The organism is Pseudoalteromonas piscicida (assembly GCF_000238315.3).
Lineage (GTDB): Bacteria > Pseudomonadota > Gammaproteobacteria > Enterobacterales > Alteromonadaceae > Pseudoalteromonas > Pseudoalteromonas piscicida.
In genome coordinates this window covers 659,273-676,237 of sequence record NZ_CP011924.1, presented here as the reverse complement: position 1 = coordinate 676,237, position 16,965 = coordinate 659,273, and the positions used below count along the sequence as shown (strand labels likewise).

Genomic DNA, 16,965 nt, shown 5'->3' with positions numbered 1-16,965 from the left:
TACATGAAAGTCACTATTAATGATGTTGCCAAGCTAGCTGGCGTATCTATGAAAACCGTATCGCGGGTAATCAATAAAGAACCTTCGGTTAGAAAAAAAACCTACGATCAAGTAATGCAGGCTGTAAAAGAGCTTAATTATCAGCCTAATATCGCTGCGAGAAACTTAGCTGGTACTTCTTCATTTGCAATTGGCTTGGTCTACGACAATCCCAATGCGTATTATGTAATTGATATGCAAAACGGGGTGTTATCTCGCTGTAGAGATGAAGGATATGAGCTCGTCATCCACCCCTGTGAATCCAATTCGGAAAATATGGCCGAAGAATTCGTCACTATGATCAAACGCTCACGTCTTGCAGGTTTGGTCTTGACTCCTCCTCTATCCGAGCAACAAACCATTATTGATATGCTAGATGAGCTGGGCATTCATTACGTTCGTCTACTTTCAGGTCGAGCGCAAGAAGCGGAAAATAGCGCAAATAACTGTATCTTTGTTGACGACTACGCTGCAGCCTATGAAATTACTGAGCATTTGATCCAACTTGGACATAAAAAAATTGCGTTTGTACTTGGCGATGAAGAGCACAAATCAACGACGGAACGGTTAGCCGGATATCGCGATGCCCTGAAAGCACACGATATAAAACAAGACGATACACTGCTCTATCACGGTACTTACTCATTTGAATCAGGGGTAAAAGGCGCTAAAGCGCTGCTGGCCGATGGCAATCCAAACCAAATCACTGCAATTTTAGGTGGTAACGATGAGGTAGCCGCTGGAGCTTTATTTGCTGCGCGGCTGATGAATATAGAGATCCCGGGTCAATTGTCTATCAGTGGCTTCGAAGACTCTCCATTCTCCCGCCAAACTTGGCCAAAGCTTACGACTGCACATCAGGCTAACAACATTATTTCTGAACATGCTGCGCGTTTATTGTTTTCTAAAACACGGGGACATCGAAAAAATGATAAAGAAGTCTCACATGTGTTCACACCGAGTATGGTGGTTCGTGAAAGCACGGGTAGGATCACACAATAGCTATTTAGTTAGTCGGCTCTTGAGCCGACTAACATCAAAAACTCTCACTATTTCGCCAACAGTTCTTCACTCTTACTCGACCATGCATTGATCAGCGCCTTGACCAGAGATGCAAGTGGAATCGCAAAGAATACCCCCCAAAATCCCCATAAACCACCAAAAAATAACACTGCAACAATGATATAAACAGGGTTGAGATCCACAGCTTCTGAAAACAATAACGGCACTAAAACATTACCATCTAATGCTTGAATAATGCCGTACGCGATGAGAATAGTCCAAAATTCTGGCGCTAGCCCAAATTGAAACAAAGCAACTGCGGCAACGGGTAAGGTAACGAGTGCAGCACCAATAAATGGGATAAGTACAGAGAGCCCAACCAACGTCCCCAGTAGTGCAGCATAACGTAAATCCAAAATAGAAAAGGTCACAAAGCTCACTACACCAACGATGACAATCTCAAAAACTTTACCACGAATATAATTCATGATTTGTTGGTCCATCTCGTGCCACACTTGTGAAATGAGCTTTCTGTCCTTGGGTATAATTTTTGAAATTCCAGATGTAAGCTCTGATTTGTCTTTCAACATGAAAAAAGCAAGCAGCGGCACTAAGACTAAATAAATCATCCAAGCGACAGCGTCTTTTAATGAAGTTAATGAGGCTGAGACAATAACTTCGCCAAGCTCTAACAGTTTGCTTTCCACAGAGCTCACAATTGCCTGTACCTGAGTTGTAGAGATCAGCGTCGGATAGTATTCTGGTAAATGTAACAGGAAGTCCTTACCCTCTTCTACCATAGTTGGACTTTCTTGGAGCAGGTTACTTAACTGTTGCCACAGAACGGGAACGATACCAAATACCAGCCCCAAAGCGACCCCCACAAATACCGCCATTACCACTACTGCTGATAACATCCTACTGCCAGTCACTCGGGTGAGCTTGTTCACTGGCCATTCTAGTAAATAAGCAATGACAATTGCGACCAGTACCGGCATGACATAACTGCCAAAAAAGTACAGCAAAGCAACCGTAGCAACTAGCATCAGCAATAGAGTAACGGAATGTGGATCTGAAAACTTTTTGATATACCACGCTTTTACTAACTCAAACATCCATGATCTCCAAACACACTTCACCGCTTTCAATTTCAATAATTTGGTAACTCACTGAGTTACCATCCAAATATTTTTTTATGTCTAACAAGCTTTGATCCTGACTCATCAGCAACTTTAGTTTGCCTAGAGTATAGTCATGGCGCTTTAACCGCCACTTAAACTGAACAAATAATGCGGGACAGGTAAATTCTCGCAAATCATGTACAAATTTTGTTGTCTTGTCTCCACACAAATCACTCAATGCGGTAGCCCTCAAGGCGTTGATGGTTTATTCTTAATAGCATACTCTACTTCTTGGGAATCTTAATGCCAGGCGTTAATAATAAGGCCCGATTGCCAGCCAATCCAACACTAAAAGAAATAAATTGGTACAAAAAGCAAATTAATTGGGGTGAACTTCCGCCTTTTTATCACCTTGTCGCTTCTGCGGTAAGCGAATGCGAAGGTCTGCTCCATCACGGCTTTGATAATGCAGTAAAACGTTTGCTAGATAAGCGAAACTGGAATATAGAACTGTTAGGTGGTTATGAAGACGACAGTGGCATAATCCACTGTGACAATAAACCTCAAATAGCATTACATCAAGCATTTACTGATAGAGGCTTTGAGCTTTGGGCTTACCCAATAGCCAAAGGCACCAAGATTGATGCCTATGTTAAAGATAATCGTTTTTTAGAATTCCGAGTGTGGGATCCGCACACGATGAAAAACTTACTGCGCATCAACCAGCTCCATAAATTCATTGCGTTTTACTTTGAACGTGGTGATATAGCCGACAAAGCTTTAATACTTCATGCGCACAAAGTGCTACATATGACAGTGACGTTTTTGCAAAAAGAATTGAACATCACCAGCGTTGGCGGGGTCTCAATAAAAGATTTTTACCAACTTTGCGAAAAAGATGCTCGAGCATGCAATGATGAAGTTGACTTAGCTAGGATCATGCTCGGAGAAGACCTTAAAAGGGATTAAAATGCGGTTAAAGCCCCTATTAAATTCAATCGTTTTAACATTTGCGCTCGCTGCATCAAGCAGCGCTATTGCACAAGCAGAGCTGAAATTACCAGATTTAGGCACTTCAGCTCTCCAAGTACTACCTATTGAAAAAGAGCAAGCGATCGGCGAAGTCATGATGATGCAGCTACGCTCGCGCTCCCCTGTGGTTGGCGATCCGGTACTTGAAGAGTACTTAACTAGCCTGGGCAATCGCCTCGTCGCCAATGCTAATGACGTACGCTTTCCATTTACTTTTTTTTGGATAAATAACAAAGATATTAATGCCTTCGCTTTTTACGGGGGCCACGTTGGTGTACATACGGGACTCATTGCGCAATCCGATAACGAGAGTCAATTAGCATCCGTTATTGGCCACGAAATTGCGCACGTTACCCAACGTCATTTAGCACGCCGCGTACAAAACGCAAAAGACAACAGCGCCTTGACCATAGCGGGGCTTATTACTGGTATTTTGGCAACCGTTGTTGCCCCAGATGCAGGTATCGCCATTTTATCCGCAAGCCAAACGCAATCATCGTTGAACCAACTAACGCATAGCCGAAAAGCGGAGCAAGAAGCCGACCGATTTGGTATGAATACATTACATAAAGCAGGCTTTGACCCCTATGCGGCCAGTGAATTTTTAACTAAGCTCTCGGATCAAATTCGCTTTAAAAATAAGCCACCCGCATTTTTGCTTACGCACCCGTTACCCGACAGTCGAGTATCGGACGTTAGACTTAGAGCACAACAATTCGAGAAAAAGCATTACCCCTCAAGCCTTTCCTACGCGTTGGCTAAAAGCCGTGTGCTTGCACGATACTATTATTCAGAAGATGCTGGAGAAGCGTTTTTCAAAAACGCTCTAAAACACTCAGCAGAGCTCGACAAGCGCGCCCTACAATACGGATTAGCAATTACGTTACTCGATCAAAAGAAGTACGAAGAAGCTGGCAAATTATTGGATGAGTTGTTAGAAAAAGATCCAAATAACCTGTTTTATCTTGATGTGTATACCGATTATTTAATTGCGACACAGCACTCAGACAAAGCCGTTGAGATGCTTCAAGCTCAACATCAACTTAGGCCCAATAACCAAGTTATCACACTGAATTATGCTAATGCCGCCATAAAAGCAAAACAGTATGAAGTTGCAGAGCAATTGCTTAAGATCTTTTTGCTTGAGAAACCAGATCATATCCTCGCTCGTGATTTACTCACACAAGCCTACGAAGCCCAAGAAAACAAGGCGGCTTACCATGAGTCAAAAGCGAGTGTCTATGCCCAGTACGGTGCATTTAATAAGGCAGCAGACGAAGTACAACGTGCACTCAATCATGTTGAAGACAAAGAAGATATCAAGCGTACAAGGTTAAAGGCACTACTTAGCCAATACCGTAATATGCAAAAAGAAATCGCTAAGCTGTAGGCTTAGCGATTTCTTACAGCAATAGTAAAAACGTATTTAAGCCAATTTTCTTGCACATCGCTTTTCGTCATCTCTACATTAAGCTATGATCCGTTTACATTACGACTTAGAGCAAAATAGAGCGAAATCATGTCAGTAGAAATCTATCACAACCCGCGCTGTTCAAAATCACGTGAAACCCTAGCTTTACTAGAGTCCAATGGCGTTAATCCTACCGTTATTGAATACCTAAAGACGCCAATTGATAGTGACACTTTGGCTAATTTACTTTCTAAACTTGGATTTAGTTCTGCTCACCAGCTCGTCCGCAGCAAAGAGACGCTCTACAAAGAGCTTGGACTATCGAAAGACTCGGACGAAGCGACACTGCGCACAGCCATGCTTGAAAACCCTAAACTGATTGAGCGTCCTATCGTTGTCAAAGGTGACAAGGCAGCAATTGGTAGACCCCCAGAGTCAGTGCTTGATATCCTGTAATGAGTAAAATTCTTATTTTATACCATTCCAGTCATGGCTCCGTGGCGAATATGGCGCACGAATTTGCAGACACCATAGTTTCACAAGGCGGTGAAGCCATAGTACGCGTTTTTGAGAAACGTCAAGACCATGATGTGGTCGTAACAAAGCAAGATTTAGTAGGGTGCGACGGTTTGGCGTTTGGCACTCCTACACGCTTTGGTATGATGGCAGCTCAAGCGAAAGCGTTTTGGGAAACCACCAGCGATCTGTGGCTTAAAGGCGCGCTTATCGATAAACCAGCCTGCGTATTTTCGTCTTCAAGCAGTATGCACGGTGGCAATGAGGCTACCCTACTTAACCTCTCGTTACCGTTATTACACCACGGCATGATGTTGTTAGGTATCCCCTATGATGTTCCAGAGCTTTTGGCGACCGAAATGGGCGGGACCCCCTACGGTGCAACACACGTTGCAGGCAGCCAAAACAATACTTCACTCACTCAAACAGAAATCAAAATTTGTCGTGCAGCAGCGAGTCGACTGCTACGCGTCGCGGAAAAGTTAACATGAATGAAATTGCAAAAAAGCCCATCACTAGACGCTTTCAACTCTGTGCGCTAGTTGGATATTTTGGTCTGTTGATCCTGATGCCACTGTGGCTCTTTGTGCTTGCACCAAGAGAAGGTTACAGCTTGGGCTTTGTCTTTGTGGTGTACGTTTTACCTTTATTACTCCCGCTTAAAGGTATTTTACAGGATAAGCCATACACTTATGCGTGGGCAAACTTTGTCGTGATGTTTTATTTTATCCACGGCTTTACCCTGTTGTGGACATCTCCTGACGAGCTAGTGTTAGTCCTGCTTGAGATTGGCTTTGCAACCTCCATGTTTATTGGTTGCACTTACTACGCAAGACACAGAGGCCAAGAGTTAGGATTGAAGATCCGCAAGTTAAAAGAAGACCTTGCTGACGAAAAGGCTGCTCACGAACATAAAGAGTCATAATCTCGCTTGCGTAACTCCATTAAAAAAGCGCAGTCTTCAATGAAGTAACTGCGCTTTTTTCGTATTCATGCCTTGGTATTATTTGATATGGTAAGCTACTGCAACGAGAGTACGGCTATCAACACCAATACTGAAAACAATACCTGCACACCAATACTAAGCCAAGCTAACGCATTTACCCCGATAAGTGACCAAGGTGTTGAGCTATTCGGGTATAGAGGGTTACTGCGTTTTCGTCTCGCAAAAACAAAAATTGCGATAGAAGCAGCCGTAGTGACAAGTGTTGCAATGGTTTTTTCATCAACCTCATCAGTAAAAAATAAAAATAACTGAAGTGGTAGCAAAATAGCAGCAAAGGCATAAAGAATATGGACGGTTTTTATTTTTTGATACTTTGCCTCGTTAGAAAGCTCGATAATACCGTGCTGTTCAAATGTTTGCTTAGAAGTAAGCGCCTGATTTTTCATAGCCACACGGTAAGGGGTGTCGCCATGAATATCCGCAAGCGTCGGGTCATCACCATGTTCAAAAATCATTTCGATCATAGCAGCAGAGTTCGATGCCGCCGCATAATGCATTAAGTTCCTGCCCGACTCGTCCAATTCATTTACTTTATGGTGCGGCAACATAGTTTCAACCGCACTCACAAAACCATTTTCAACCGCCAACATAATGGCAGAGCGCCCGCTGCTATCTCTTGCCGTTCCTTTCGCGCCCTGCGTTACTAGCGTAATAATCGCTGATTGCTTCACCTGTTGCTGGGTTAGCTGGAACAATAGCGCTTGTTCCAAAAGACCCGTCACTTCATCTTTGTCACACATAGCGCAAAGGAGCTCAAAAGTCTGCTGTCCATCCAGCAAACTATCCGTTGCTAGTTTAGCAGTAGCTGCTCGGTCAAGCAGACAAGTATCAATATGCGTCAATAGTGCCGTATGTGTTGCCTCCGAGCTGTTGCACCACAGAGCAACAATTTCTTTCGCGCTAAATTTAAGCCCTTTCTCCAATAGCTATATCAGCGTTTTTTCATAATGTTTGTCACAGAGCAGCTCTACAAACGATAAACTTTGCTCTTGTGCCTGAGCTTGAATGTTAGAGTACTGACCAAGACGCTGAATAAGTGTTTTTATTAGCTCATCCTGATCAGTATCATTTTCCTCAATGTGTTGAATTACGCTATTAACGTATTGACGCTGTTTATCGTCATAGTCATCAATATGCTGAAAATAACAGGCTTCGAACGGCTCTAGCGGTCGTAACCAAGCGAGATAAAATAAAGGAGGTAGAACAGTGGTCGTTACGCCCTGCTCATCTTTCATTTGTTGGCAATTCGGCCATGCCTCTATGGCATCTAGAATGTAAGCACCGTTTTGTTCGATTAACCCCTTTAACAGCATGGGATACTGGGCAGGCCAAATTAACACTTGTTCCATGAATGCGCTATTATCCTCAGAATGTAAATATATGCAGCATAATTATCGCGAAATGACTAGGTGGTGAATAATATCAACAGTCGCGCTAAAATGCTCACCTATTTCAGGACAAATTTAAAAAATAGGGCTTTTTTAAGGAGCTAGAATGGGCAATCAATTAGAGACATGGCAAGTGATCTTGATCATTGTTGGCGTGTTAGGGGTGATTTGGAGCAATATTGCGTTGTTAAAGTATTCCGCCAAATTTGAAATGAAAAAGAAGATCGACGAGCAGACGGCGCCTTTTGACAAAGATAAGGCAACGTCCAAAAACAACACGCCTCAAAACAATCCAAAAAAGGATGAAGATTGAAGCATGTTGCGACGTTAAACGTGCTGACTAAGCATTCATCCACATTTGAAGTTTAATCGCACATCATATGGCTTACCGAGCGCACCATCGGCTATTCCTCCACCTATGGTCATTGCAGCCCCTGCATCATCGACACTATTTCGACCAAAAATCCACATCGCCATACCGGCAGCCTCAACGGCGTTAGCTACGCCTTTTTGCGTGATATAAGTACTCTCAGGCGTATCACTGTTATAAATGATATCTAGATTCACAACATACGCGACCATATTAGCTTGTTTGCAATAGTGTCGGGCCTGCTTTAATGCCTCTTTACTCCCCGCATCACGACTGTCGGAAAATAACATAATATTATGCACACCATCAGACGATGGACGCACATCATCATGATGAGCACACCCGGATAACCAAACCGCTAAACCAACACTTAATAGAATTCTTTTCATCACACTCTCCTATTCATTAAGCGCAAGCTTAAGGGTTATTTCGGTTTAGTTCCGTTAGTCATTGTTTAAATTTGTAATAAGCGACACAATTGATCAATCGTTGAGGTCACTTAACTTCCACGTCTACCCAAACTAAACGGTGATCGGAGCTGGCATGACGACTTTCCACTAAACGGAATAATTCGTCTTCTTTGCTTGGCCAGAAAACCCCGCTGCTAAGTACTTGAAAGCCGAACTTGGATGGCAATACGTAATCTACACGCGCTCCCCAATGGGCGGTATAACTACGACTCTCACTTTCCTTGCTATGTTCACTTCCCCCTTTGCTTTTTGGCGTAAAGTTCGAGAATACTTTAGGGTTATCTAATAATTCTTCTATCACACCGGGTCTATGTTTATCCCCTGTATCGGCAGCATTTAAATCACCAACAATGACAAATCGTGTATCATTTTTAAGGCCACCTTTAACGCCATTATCATCATAAATGTACTGGCTACGTTTAGGGTCAATATAATCGGCCATTAAGCGGATCTCATCGTGATTTCTGTTACCATTCCTATCCTCTTCACCATCAAAGACAGGGGGCGTTGGGTGCATCGCCAACAGGTGAAACAATTTACCATTCACTTCAATTGGCAGATCCCAGTGAGATTTTGAGCTTAGTCTCAAGCTTTGCCACTCTTGCTCACTATACCAAGGCTGCCTCGTCGTCGGATCTATTGTCACCATATGGTTTGGCATATCTTTCCAAAGAAATGTCTGCAGTGTTCGGGCCTGTTCTTTTTTAATCGGGTACTTTGACAGTACAACCATCCCATATTGCCCCTCATATAAACCAAACCCTTGGGCATCACCGCCATAGTTAGATTGCTTACCGTCATTATCTAAATCATACGGTGTTGGTAATCCAGTATTGACTGGCGCAATATAAAAATAAGGGTACGATATCGGCTGCTGATCCGCTTGAGGTTCCGCTAGATAGTTATTTACGAATGCCAGTACACCTTTATTTGGTTCAGCGATGTAATCAAATTCATTGAGTAGAATCACATCTGGACGAACACGCTGAATGATTTCTGCAATATTTTTGATTTGTTGATGTTGACCATTCTGTAGTAATTTACTGAGCTTTTGAGAGTCCAGCGCTTGCCCTTTTTGTTGATAGTTCGTTGCTTCCATACTGACATTAAAGGTAGCAACACGTAGTGTTTGTGCACTTACAACCGTTGTCATTAATAAAAAAAGTAGACCTAGGTATTTCATAGACTTGCCTTAAAAACATTGTGATAATTCCCGCGATGACTATTTTATTCATAATCCTTTGAAAAACGGAAATTATCTCGACAGACTCAAACGATTTAATGTTGGCAAGTTAGCAAAGAGCGGTTAAAGTTAAATGATTAACTGCCTTGTACTGCCAATGTGAAATTTGTGAGTATATTAAAACGATTACATCTCATCACCACAAACCAAGACACCACATTTGAAGAAAAAGTGACGGCGCTACTGACTCTTGGCCTCGATGTCTTTGAGCTTGACATTGCAATCGTCAGTGAAATTCAAGCTGATATATACACAGTAAAGCATGTGATCACTCCAGATAATTCTTTGTTAGCAGGTACGGATTTTGAACTGGCAAACACCTATTGCTGGCACACTTTACAAGCTGACAGCGCACTGTCTTTTCATCACGCTGGTACCAGCGAAATTGCCACTCACCCTTGCTACGCAAACTTTGGCCTAGAGAGCTACATTGGTGCGCCGATTATTGTTGATGGTAAACGCTATGGTACCGTCAACTTTTCCGCATCCAGCGCCAAAGCCCAAGCGTTCAGTCAAGAACACTTAGATTATGTGAGTTTATTAGGTCAATGGATTGGTGTTGAAATTTCTCGGCAAAAGGCGTTAAAAAAAATACAACACCGATCACAAGCATTAGCAGCGATGAGCCGTCTTGCTGATATTGGCTCATGGGAAGTCGATTTTAAAAAGAACAAAGTGTATTGGAGCCAACAAACGCGATTCATTCATGGTGTTGATGATAACTTTACACCAACACTCGACAATGCCATCAGCTTCTACAAACCCGGCATTCACCAAGGAAACATTAAACAGGCTATAGACGACGCCATCACCTCTAAAACCAAATGGGACATAGAATCCATTATTATTGATGCCAACGGCAACGAAAAGTGGGTCGCCTCTCACGGTCAAGGTGAATATGAAAATGGCGAATGCGTTCGGGTTTTTGGAGCAATTCAAGATATTGATGAACAAGTCAAAATGCGTATTGCATTAGAGCAAAAGCGCGAAGAAGCGGAGCAACTTCTTAAGACCCGAAGTGAATTTATCGCCAAAATCAGCCATGAATTAAGAACCCCGCTGAATGGCTTAGTCGGCATGCTGCAAGCGTGCCGAAAAGAAACCGACATAAAAGAAATCAAGAGTAACCTGAGCGTCGCAGTCAACAGTGCAGATATGTTGATCACATTGATAAACGACGTATTAGACTTCAGTAAGTTAAATAGTAACAACCTGAAGCTAGACAATACCGCGTTTGATCTTCATCAACTAGTCGAACAAGTTGTAGGCCTGTACAGCCCAGCCTGTCGCGAAAAAGGGCTTTCAATCAATTTCCATATTCATAACCAAGGCACAAATTGGCTCTATTCAGATCCGACTCGAGTTAAACAAATTATTGCAAACCTCGTGAGTAACGCCATCAAATTTACACCAACGGGTAGTATCGATATTTATGCCGACGTACTGGGTAGTGAAACTTCACCAGTTCTACAATTAAGCGTCTCAGACACAGGCATTGGGATTGCCAAGACCAATCAAGTACATCTTTTTCAGCCATTTAGCCAAGGCGATGCCAGTGTAAGTCGGCATTTTGGTGGTACTGGTCTTGGCCTTTCAATCGTATTTGAGCTTTGTAATTTGTTGCAAGGCGAAGTACAGGTAGAAAGTGAGTTGGGTAAAGGAAGTACCTTTATCGTTACCTTCCCTATAGAGTTTGCAGACGAAGCCGACGACGTACAAGAGCAAAAGACTGAAGAGCAGCATATTTCCTTATCAGAATGTAAAATCCTGCTTGTAGATGACAATCAAATCAACGTACTGGTGATGGAAAAGTTACTAAATCAGTTTGGTGCAACGCACATTGACAAAGTTTATAACGGTGAGCAAGCCGTAAAATCATGCCAAGACAAAACCTTTGATATTGTGTTTATGGATTGCGTCATGCCGATTATGGATGGCTTTGAAGCCACTCGCAGTATTCGTAGGCTTGCAAAAGATAAACGCCAAGGGCCGCATATTATTGCGTTGACTGCCAATACTTCTGAGTCCGATAAGGCAGCCTGTTATGAAGCCGGCATGAATAACTTTCTGTCTAAGCCAATTCAGCTTGACGCACTAAGAGGCGCGCTTGAGCCCTTCACGCAATAAAAAAGGAGCTTGACCTCGCTCCTTTCGTGTTGTGACGTAGCGGTATTATTCCGCTGCTTTTTCTTTACTCGCTTTAGTGCCGTTACTGCTCTTCTTCGATTGACCAGTGCGGTTAAAGATCCCTAAGCGAATTCGAATAAAGTGTAAAATCTCTCTCGCCACATCAATGTCTACAGCCTGTTCAAGCCCTTCAAAACCTGGACTTGAGTTTGCTTCACAAATTTTAAAATGCTCTTCATCGAATAATAAGTCGATGCCAGCAACATCTAGATTCAGGATATTAGCGGTTTGTGTTGCTAGCCATTCGATTTCAGGGGTGATCGGGTGTGGGCTACCTTTTGCACCTAAACTGACGTTGGCCTTAAAGTTCTTACCGCCAGAATTGCGCTCCATACAAGCGACAGCACGGCCACCGATGGTCAATACACGTAAGTCTCGACCATGACTCGACTTCACAAAACGCTGCAAAATGATATTCGCTTTTGGATTTGTCGCTTCAATGAGTTGCATCAAATCATCAAATTCACCGCGTGATTTAGACAAAAATACGCCGCTGCCCTGCGAGCCTGATAGCGTTTTAATCACGACCGGGAAGCCTATTTGCTTCTCTACCAGTTCAATATTTACAGGGAACTTAACCAACATAGTTTTTGGTGTTGGTAAATTTTGCTCTGCAAGGATCTGCTGAGCATACAGCTTATCTTTTACGGTTTCGATAGACTGTGAAGAGTTAAAACAATGTACGCCTAAACGTTCAAGGTGACGGATAATCGCAAGCGTAAAGTAAGTCGTGCCTGCACCCATACGCGGCAGTACAAAGTCAGGTAACGCAACCGGCTGACCATCAATCAGAATACTTTCTTCATCTTCTCTGGTTACCAATAGATCGAATTGATCAGGTGAGTAAACTTGAAGATCAATACCTTCTTCCTTTGCCACCGCCATCAATCTATCTATTTCATAAATTTCAGGTTTTAACAAACTGGCAGAGTCTTTGTAAATGATCCAACCGCGCATACGAATTGCCCCTTGAGTAGCGGAATAAGAGGAACGCTGTCGACACGAATCGTTAAGTGAAAACACCTAAGTAGGCTCGTGTATCACCGCCCCCCAAACAAAAGCGCGATTATGTGGACTCACCCGAAAATAGTACAGCAAAAAAAATTTATCGACACAATCTAAAAAACTACTCACGATTTTCAAAGTAAGATTGTGTCCCGTGAGCTTCCAAGGCGCTCTCAATACGTTTTAACGCCAGTTTGTATACAGCATCTCGCATCTCAAGCCCTTCATCACTTCGCAGCTGCCACGCCGCTTCGAACGCACTCGATAAATATTGCGCCAATTTATCTTGCACAGTTTGCTCGTCCCAAGCCTCTCCTTGGCGATTCTGACACCACTCAAAATAGCTTACGATGACGCCGCCGGCATTAGCTAAAATATCAGGGATCACTATCACGCCCTGTTCATGCAAGATTTCGTCGGCGTCCGCCTCAATCGGTCCATTGGCAATTTCGACAATATACTTTGCCGATACTGCTTTGGCGTTATCTCGGGTGATTGCGCCGGATAGCGCTGCGGGCACCAAAATGTCTACCTCCAGCGCGAGCAGCTCTTCATTACTCAGCACTTTATGTTCAACGCTTTCACAGACCGAATCATCACAGTACACGGCTTTAAGCGCTTTGTTGCGTTGCTTTTCTTGATAAATGCTTTCTATATCTAAGCCATCTTTACAGTAAATCCCGCCTTTTGAATCGCTTACTGCAACGACTTTATAGCCCGCTTGCTGCAACAGCCTTGCACAGTGATAGCCACCATTACCAAAGCCTTGAATAGCTACTGTTTGTTCTGCTTTATTCCAATTATTTTTTTCACTAAGCCGCTCTATCATTAAAAATGCACCGCGACCTGTGGCGGACTCTCGCCCTTCACTCCCTCCGAAAATAAGCGGTTTACCAGTGATCACGGCTGGACTTTTTTTACGGACGATTTTCTCGTATTCATCCATCATCCAACCCATGATCCTGGCATTGGTGTACACATCCGGTGCGGGAATATCTTGATCGGGTCCAATAAAATCAGCATTAGCTCTAATATATGCTCGAGCAAGGCGCTCAAGCTCCATCGGACTCAGTGATTTAGGGTCAACGGTTACGGCACCTTTACCACCGCCAAATGGCACTCCAACCGCCGCACACTTTAGTGTCATCCAAAGGGCTAAAGCTTGCACCTCACTCATATCAGATTCTTGGTGAAAGCGTATTCCGCCTTTTGTTGGACCTAGCAAATCATTGTATTGACAACGATATGCCTTAAAATAGTCAAGCTTACCGTCATCACGACGAATTGAGATATTGCTCGACAGCGTTCTTTGAGGCTGGGCTAACGCTTGATAGGTAGACTCGTTAATTCCTGTTTTTTCGACTATATGATTTAATCTTTTCAACGCGTCTTTTAGTAGATCCGTACTCATCCTTTCCTCGCTTATTTTTTAATTCAACAAGTAATTGTATGAGTGCATGGCGCAAAAAGATCAAGTCCATCAACAGGGATTAATAATTATGCGATTTCCTCTAAAAAGTAGGAAGGTGCATCGTTTGGCGCTAGTAAAAAGCATTGTTTCTTCGCTCTGGTTAATGCCACGTAGAATAAGCGCCGCTCTTCTGCGTCAGGAAATGCCCCTTGTGCTGGTAAAAGCGCATCGACAAATGCTGGCGTTTTTACCTGTGACGGAAAGTTTCTATGCTTGAGACCAAATACTATCGTAAAGTCTGCTTCAGTCCCTTTAGCACCGTGAAAGGTGTTATGTGAAATAATAAGCTCGGGATAGAGCTGCTGCCACTGCTCAATCTTTGATTTATCAGGTAATGCTCTGTGATTTCTCGCCAGTAGGGCAACGGAAGCTTTTCCTTCGTTGCGCTGCTCGATAAGATTGAGCAGTTGTTGCGCCTGTGACAATTCGTCATCCACCATAACTTTTACCACACCCTGCCCTGCCACGCCGGTGGTGTGAGAAGTGATATGCTTGGTTATTTGTTCTGGATTGCGGCAAATAAACTCACTCGCCGTGTCTAAAATGGTTTGAGGATAACGGAATGTTTTATCCAAGTATGTGGTCGTCGACTTACCAAAATACCGAGTAAATTCGGTAGTTAGGCGCATATCTCCACCACTAAAGCGATAAATAGCTTGCCAATCATCACCAACGGCGAACAATTGCGATCCGGCTTTTTTATCCAGCAGCACCTGAATGAGCTTTGCCCGCACACGGGAGATGTCTTGAAATTCGTCGACCAAGATGAATTTCCATGGTGGAATAAACTGACCAGACTCGACGTAATAAATAGCCCGCTCCAGCATGTCATCGAAATCGATGCTAGATTCATTGCTTAAATACAACTGATATTCCGCAAGAACAGGCATGACCACACTCATTTGATTGCTAAATTGCGTCAGCAGTTGCTCAACCTCCCCCATGATTTGAGCATGCTTCATCAATGGTAATACCTGACTTATCAGGTCTATCGCCTGTGACGCTTGCTGTGTACTCGAACTTTTCAGAAATAGCGCAAAGTCTCGCTCAAAGTGGCTTTCTTGTCGCAACGACTGCACTGTGTCTGCAATAAATTGTTTAAATAGTTTTTTATCCGTTGCTAGATTTGAAATTGTCGGCTTTGCCCCGGTAACCGCTTCGATGATCTGCATGCCAAGCGAATGAAAGGTAGAGCAATTTAAAGTATTACAGAGAGGCTGACAGCGCTGACGCATCTCCGTCGCAGCATCATTACCATACGCAAGCAATAACAGCTCATTCGCCTGAGCTAATTTGCGATGCAAGAGATACCCAACTTTGGCCTTGATAACGCTTGTCTTACCCGTACCTGCGCCAGCAAGCAGTAATTGCCTGTCATCCTGGATCACACAAGCCTTACGCTGAGCTATTGTAAGGGGATTTGATTCAATGCTGTCAAAATAGTTAGCGTCTTTTGCCAAGTAGTGTTCAACAAAAGCAGACTGAAACTCAGCAATATCACGCTCATTCCAAAGTGCAATTTCTCGTACTGTTGCTACTTGAGGCTTTAACGAACTTGGTACGATATTGTCATCTAGGTGCTGCCAGCTGGACCACAAGGCACTGCAAACATGACGCACTAGACTTTGATTATGATGACTGAGATATCGACGTGTTAATAACTGCTCAATTTTACGAACTTTGACTTGCAAGTGCTTGCCATGGTGTAAAATCCACAGTCGTTGCAACTGTTGCACTAACTCATCTGTACCTTGATTTTTAACACTTAACACATAGGTCTCGTGACCCTGTTTAAACAGGACTTTTTGAGCAAGCCAACCACGCAGAGGTGCTGGCGGGACTGTCATAGCGCTAAAGGGAATGAAACTGTCAGCTGTTTTCGACTTAAGGTGAAGGCCTTCTTTCGTACACTTGGCACCACGTACCCCATAAAACAGCCGACTAAAGAGATGTAATGCTATCAATTGGTAAATCAGACAAAGTAATTCCGTTGCGACCATGCTAGCACGAAACCCAAAAACGCGCTTAATGAAATTTTGTCATCGCTATTTATTTTTTATTAATTTCAATGAACTAATCTAATACCTAGCTAACAGATTGTGCGGCTCAATATTTGAGAAGGCAGGCGAATGAAGCCTGCACATTAACATATCACGCAGCTGTTATTGTAGTTAGCTTTGTCTTAGCCGCTAACGTTGCTTTACCAACCAGCACGAGCACCACTGCACCAATAATCACAGGCGTAAATAAAAAGCTCCAGCCCTCTAGTGCCAACATGATCAGTATTGGATTCGCGCCAGCCGGTGGGTGGGTGGTTTTTGTTACTAACATACTAAATACGCCAAGCCCCGTTGCTAATGCCAAAGTGAATTCGTTAACACCGATATACTGCGCAAAAATAATCCCGATTGTAGCGGTAATGATATGTCCAAAGATGACATTTTTAGGCTGCGCAAGTGGACTTTCAGGCACACCAAATACCAGCACTGCCGTTGCGCCCAAAGGTGCCATTAAAAAAATATGCTCAGCACTTATCGTTTGACTAAACGCCAATATTGCAATTGCGATAAACGCCCCCGCTCCAGCAATTAAAGCAAGTTGTATTTCTCTCATTGTATTCTTTCCCTTTCCAAAAAGTAGACCAACTTGTCTACCCCGCAAATGGTAGACAAGTTGGTCTACTTCTGTCAACCTATAATCACGG

At 43.3% G+C, this 16,965-nt stretch carries 17 protein-coding genes; 8 read left to right on the top strand and 9 right to left on the bottom strand.

Annotated features, from left to right (window positions below):
• The first annotated feature begins 3 nt into the window (after positions 1-3).
• Positions 4-1,041, top strand: coding sequence for a LacI family DNA-binding transcriptional regulator (locus PPIS_RS03170; RefSeq protein WP_010375519.1), 1,038 nt, complete (start codon positions 4-6; stop codon positions 1,039-1,041).
• Positions 1,042-1,088: 47 nt separating this feature from the next.
• Here the strand turns inward: PPIS_RS03170 and PPIS_RS03165 are convergent, their stop codons facing one another.
• A complete protein-coding gene (locus PPIS_RS03165) occupies positions 1,089-2,156 on the bottom strand; it encodes an AI-2E family transporter (protein ID WP_010375517.1) in 1,068 nt (355 codons plus the stop codon).
• A gap of 309 nt (positions 2,157-2,465) precedes the next feature.
• On the opposite strand from PPIS_RS03165, the gene PPIS_RS03155 reads away from it, so the two are divergent.
• The 5 genes from PPIS_RS03155 (at position 2,466) to PPIS_RS03135 (ending at position 6,046) form a co-directional block, all read left to right on the top strand.
• A complete protein-coding gene (locus PPIS_RS03155) occupies positions 2,466-3,131 on the top strand; it encodes a hypothetical protein (RefSeq protein ID WP_010375513.1) in 666 nt (221 codons plus the stop codon).
• Position 3,132: 1 nt separating this feature from the next.
• Entirely contained in the window at positions 3,133-4,584 is a 1,452-nt protein-coding gene (gene bepA / locus PPIS_RS03150; RefSeq protein WP_010375511.1) for a beta-barrel assembly-enhancing protease, read from the top strand.
• A 129-nt stretch (positions 4,585-4,713) separates the two neighbouring features.
• On the top strand, positions 4,714-5,061 hold the full coding sequence (gene arsC, locus PPIS_RS03145) for an arsenate reductase (glutaredoxin) (RefSeq protein ID WP_010375508.1): 348 nt from the start codon (positions 4,714-4,716) through the stop codon (positions 5,059-5,061).
• Positions 5,061-5,612, top strand: a complete 552-nt coding sequence (gene wrbA, locus PPIS_RS03140; RefSeq protein WP_017218877.1) for an NAD(P)H:quinone oxidoreductase — start codon at positions 5,061-5,063, stop codon at positions 5,610-5,612. Before arsC ends, wrbA begins: the two co-directional genes overlap by 1 nt.
• On the top strand, positions 5,609-6,046 hold the full coding sequence (locus PPIS_RS03135) for a DUF2069 domain-containing protein (protein WP_010375505.1): 438 nt from the start codon (positions 5,609-5,611) through the stop codon (positions 6,044-6,046). The genes wrbA and PPIS_RS03135 overlap by 4 nt, the downstream gene beginning before the upstream one ends.
• A 95-nt stretch (positions 6,047-6,141) precedes the next feature.
• On the opposite strand, the gene PPIS_RS03130 is transcribed toward PPIS_RS03135, so the two are convergent.
• Complete coding sequence (locus tag PPIS_RS03130; protein ID WP_019647451.1) at positions 6,142-7,050, bottom strand: ankyrin repeat domain-containing protein; 909 nt, start codon at positions 7,048-7,050, stop codon at positions 6,142-6,144.
• Positions 7,051-7,053: 3 nt separating this feature from the next.
• Positions 7,054-7,476 carry a hypothetical protein gene (locus PPIS_RS25275; protein ID WP_019647452.1) on the bottom strand — a complete coding sequence of 141 codons (423 nt, stop codon included), beginning with the start codon at positions 7,474-7,476 and terminating at the stop codon, positions 7,054-7,056.
• Positions 7,477-7,621: 145 nt separating this feature from the next.
• Between PPIS_RS25275 and PPIS_RS03125 the strand changes: the two genes are divergently transcribed.
• On the top strand, positions 7,622-7,828 hold the full coding sequence (locus PPIS_RS03125; RefSeq protein ID WP_010375503.1) for a DUF2897 family protein: 207 nt from the start codon (positions 7,622-7,624) through the stop codon (positions 7,826-7,828).
• Between the two features lie 35 nt (positions 7,829-7,863).
• Here the strand turns inward: PPIS_RS03125 and PPIS_RS03120 are convergent, their stop codons facing one another.
• The gene (locus PPIS_RS03120; RefSeq protein WP_010375501.1) at positions 7,864-8,274 is read right to left on the bottom strand and encodes a hypothetical protein; all 411 of its coding nucleotides are present in this window, start codon (positions 8,272-8,274) and stop codon (positions 7,864-7,866) included.
• A 106-nt stretch (positions 8,275-8,380) separates the two neighbouring features.
• Positions 8,381-9,538 (bottom strand): endonuclease/exonuclease/phosphatase family protein, encoded by a 1,158-nt coding sequence (locus tag PPIS_RS03115; RefSeq protein ID WP_010375499.1) that lies wholly within the window; start codon positions 9,536-9,538, stop codon positions 8,381-8,383.
• Between the two features lie 168 nt (positions 9,539-9,706).
• On the opposite strand from PPIS_RS03115, the gene PPIS_RS03110 reads away from it, so the two are divergent.
• Entirely contained in the window at positions 9,707-11,725 is a 2,019-nt protein-coding gene (locus tag PPIS_RS03110) for an ATP-binding protein (protein ID WP_010375497.1), read from the top strand.
• 45 nt (positions 11,726-11,770) lie between these two features.
• On the opposite strand, the gene PPIS_RS03105 is transcribed toward PPIS_RS03110, so the two are convergent.
• From PPIS_RS03105 to PPIS_RS03090, 4 genes are all read right to left on the bottom strand, one after another.
• Entirely contained in the window at positions 11,771-12,742 is a 972-nt protein-coding gene (locus PPIS_RS03105) for an ATP-grasp domain-containing protein (protein ID WP_010375495.1), read from the bottom strand.
• A gap of 169 nt (positions 12,743-12,911) precedes the next feature.
• The gene (locus tag PPIS_RS03100) at positions 12,912-14,201 is read right to left on the bottom strand and encodes a Glu/Leu/Phe/Val family dehydrogenase (RefSeq protein WP_010375493.1); all 1,290 of its coding nucleotides are present in this window, start codon (positions 14,199-14,201) and stop codon (positions 12,912-12,914) included.
• Between the two features lie 86 nt (positions 14,202-14,287).
• Positions 14,288-16,261 carry a UvrD-helicase domain-containing protein gene (locus PPIS_RS03095; protein ID WP_010375491.1) on the bottom strand — a complete coding sequence of 658 codons (1,974 nt, stop codon included), beginning with the start codon at positions 16,259-16,261 and terminating at the stop codon, positions 14,288-14,290.
• Between the two features lie 151 nt (positions 16,262-16,412).
• On the bottom strand, positions 16,413-16,874 hold the full coding sequence (locus PPIS_RS03090) for an HPP family protein (protein WP_010375489.1): 462 nt from the start codon (positions 16,872-16,874) through the stop codon (positions 16,413-16,415).
• Positions 16,875-16,965: the final 91 nt, after the last annotated feature.

Excerpts from the sequence above, each read along its gene's own strand:
- PPIS_RS03170 (WP_010375519.1), top strand. The coding sequence starts at position 4 with ATGAAAGTCACTATTAATGATGTTGCCAAGCTAGCTGGCGTATCTATG.
- PPIS_RS03165 (WP_010375517.1), bottom strand. The coding sequence starts at position 2,156 with ATGTTTGAGTTAGTAAAAGCGTGGTATATCAAAAAGTTTTCAGATCCA.
- PPIS_RS03155 (WP_010375513.1), top strand. The coding sequence starts at position 2,466 with ATGCCAGGCGTTAATAATAAGGCCCGATTGCCAGCCAATCCAACACTA.
- bepA (WP_010375511.1), top strand. The coding sequence starts at position 3,133 with ATGCGGTTAAAGCCCCTATTAAATTCAATCGTTTTAACATTTGCGCTC.
- arsC (WP_010375508.1), top strand. The coding sequence starts at position 4,714 with ATGTCAGTAGAAATCTATCACAACCCGCGCTGTTCAAAATCACGTGAA.
- wrbA (WP_017218877.1), top strand. The coding sequence starts at position 5,061 with ATGAGTAAAATTCTTATTTTATACCATTCCAGTCATGGCTCCGTGGCG.
- PPIS_RS03135 (WP_010375505.1), top strand. The coding sequence starts at position 5,609 with ATGAATGAAATTGCAAAAAAGCCCATCACTAGACGCTTTCAACTCTGT.
- PPIS_RS25275 (WP_019647452.1), bottom strand. The coding sequence starts at position 7,476 with ATGGAACAAGTGTTAATTTGGCCTGCCCAGTATCCCATGCTGTTAAAG.
- PPIS_RS03125 (WP_010375503.1), top strand. The coding sequence starts at position 7,622 with ATGGGCAATCAATTAGAGACATGGCAAGTGATCTTGATCATTGTTGGC.
- PPIS_RS03120 (WP_010375501.1), bottom strand. The coding sequence starts at position 8,274 with ATGAAAAGAATTCTATTAAGTGTTGGTTTAGCGGTTTGGTTATCCGGG.
- PPIS_RS03115 (WP_010375499.1), bottom strand. The coding sequence starts at position 9,538 with ATGAAATACCTAGGTCTACTTTTTTTATTAATGACAACGGTTGTAAGT.
- PPIS_RS03105 (WP_010375495.1), bottom strand. The coding sequence starts at position 12,742 with ATGCGCGGTTGGATCATTTACAAAGACTCTGCCAGTTTGTTAAAACCT.
- PPIS_RS03100 (WP_010375493.1), bottom strand. The coding sequence starts at position 14,201 with ATGAGTACGGATCTACTAAAAGACGCGTTGAAAAGATTAAATCATATA.
- PPIS_RS03095 (WP_010375491.1), bottom strand. The coding sequence starts at position 16,261 with ATGGTCGCAACGGAATTACTTTGTCTGATTTACCAATTGATAGCATTA.
- PPIS_RS03090 (WP_010375489.1), bottom strand. The coding sequence starts at position 16,874 with ATGAGAGAAATACAACTTGCTTTAATTGCTGGAGCGGGGGCGTTTATC.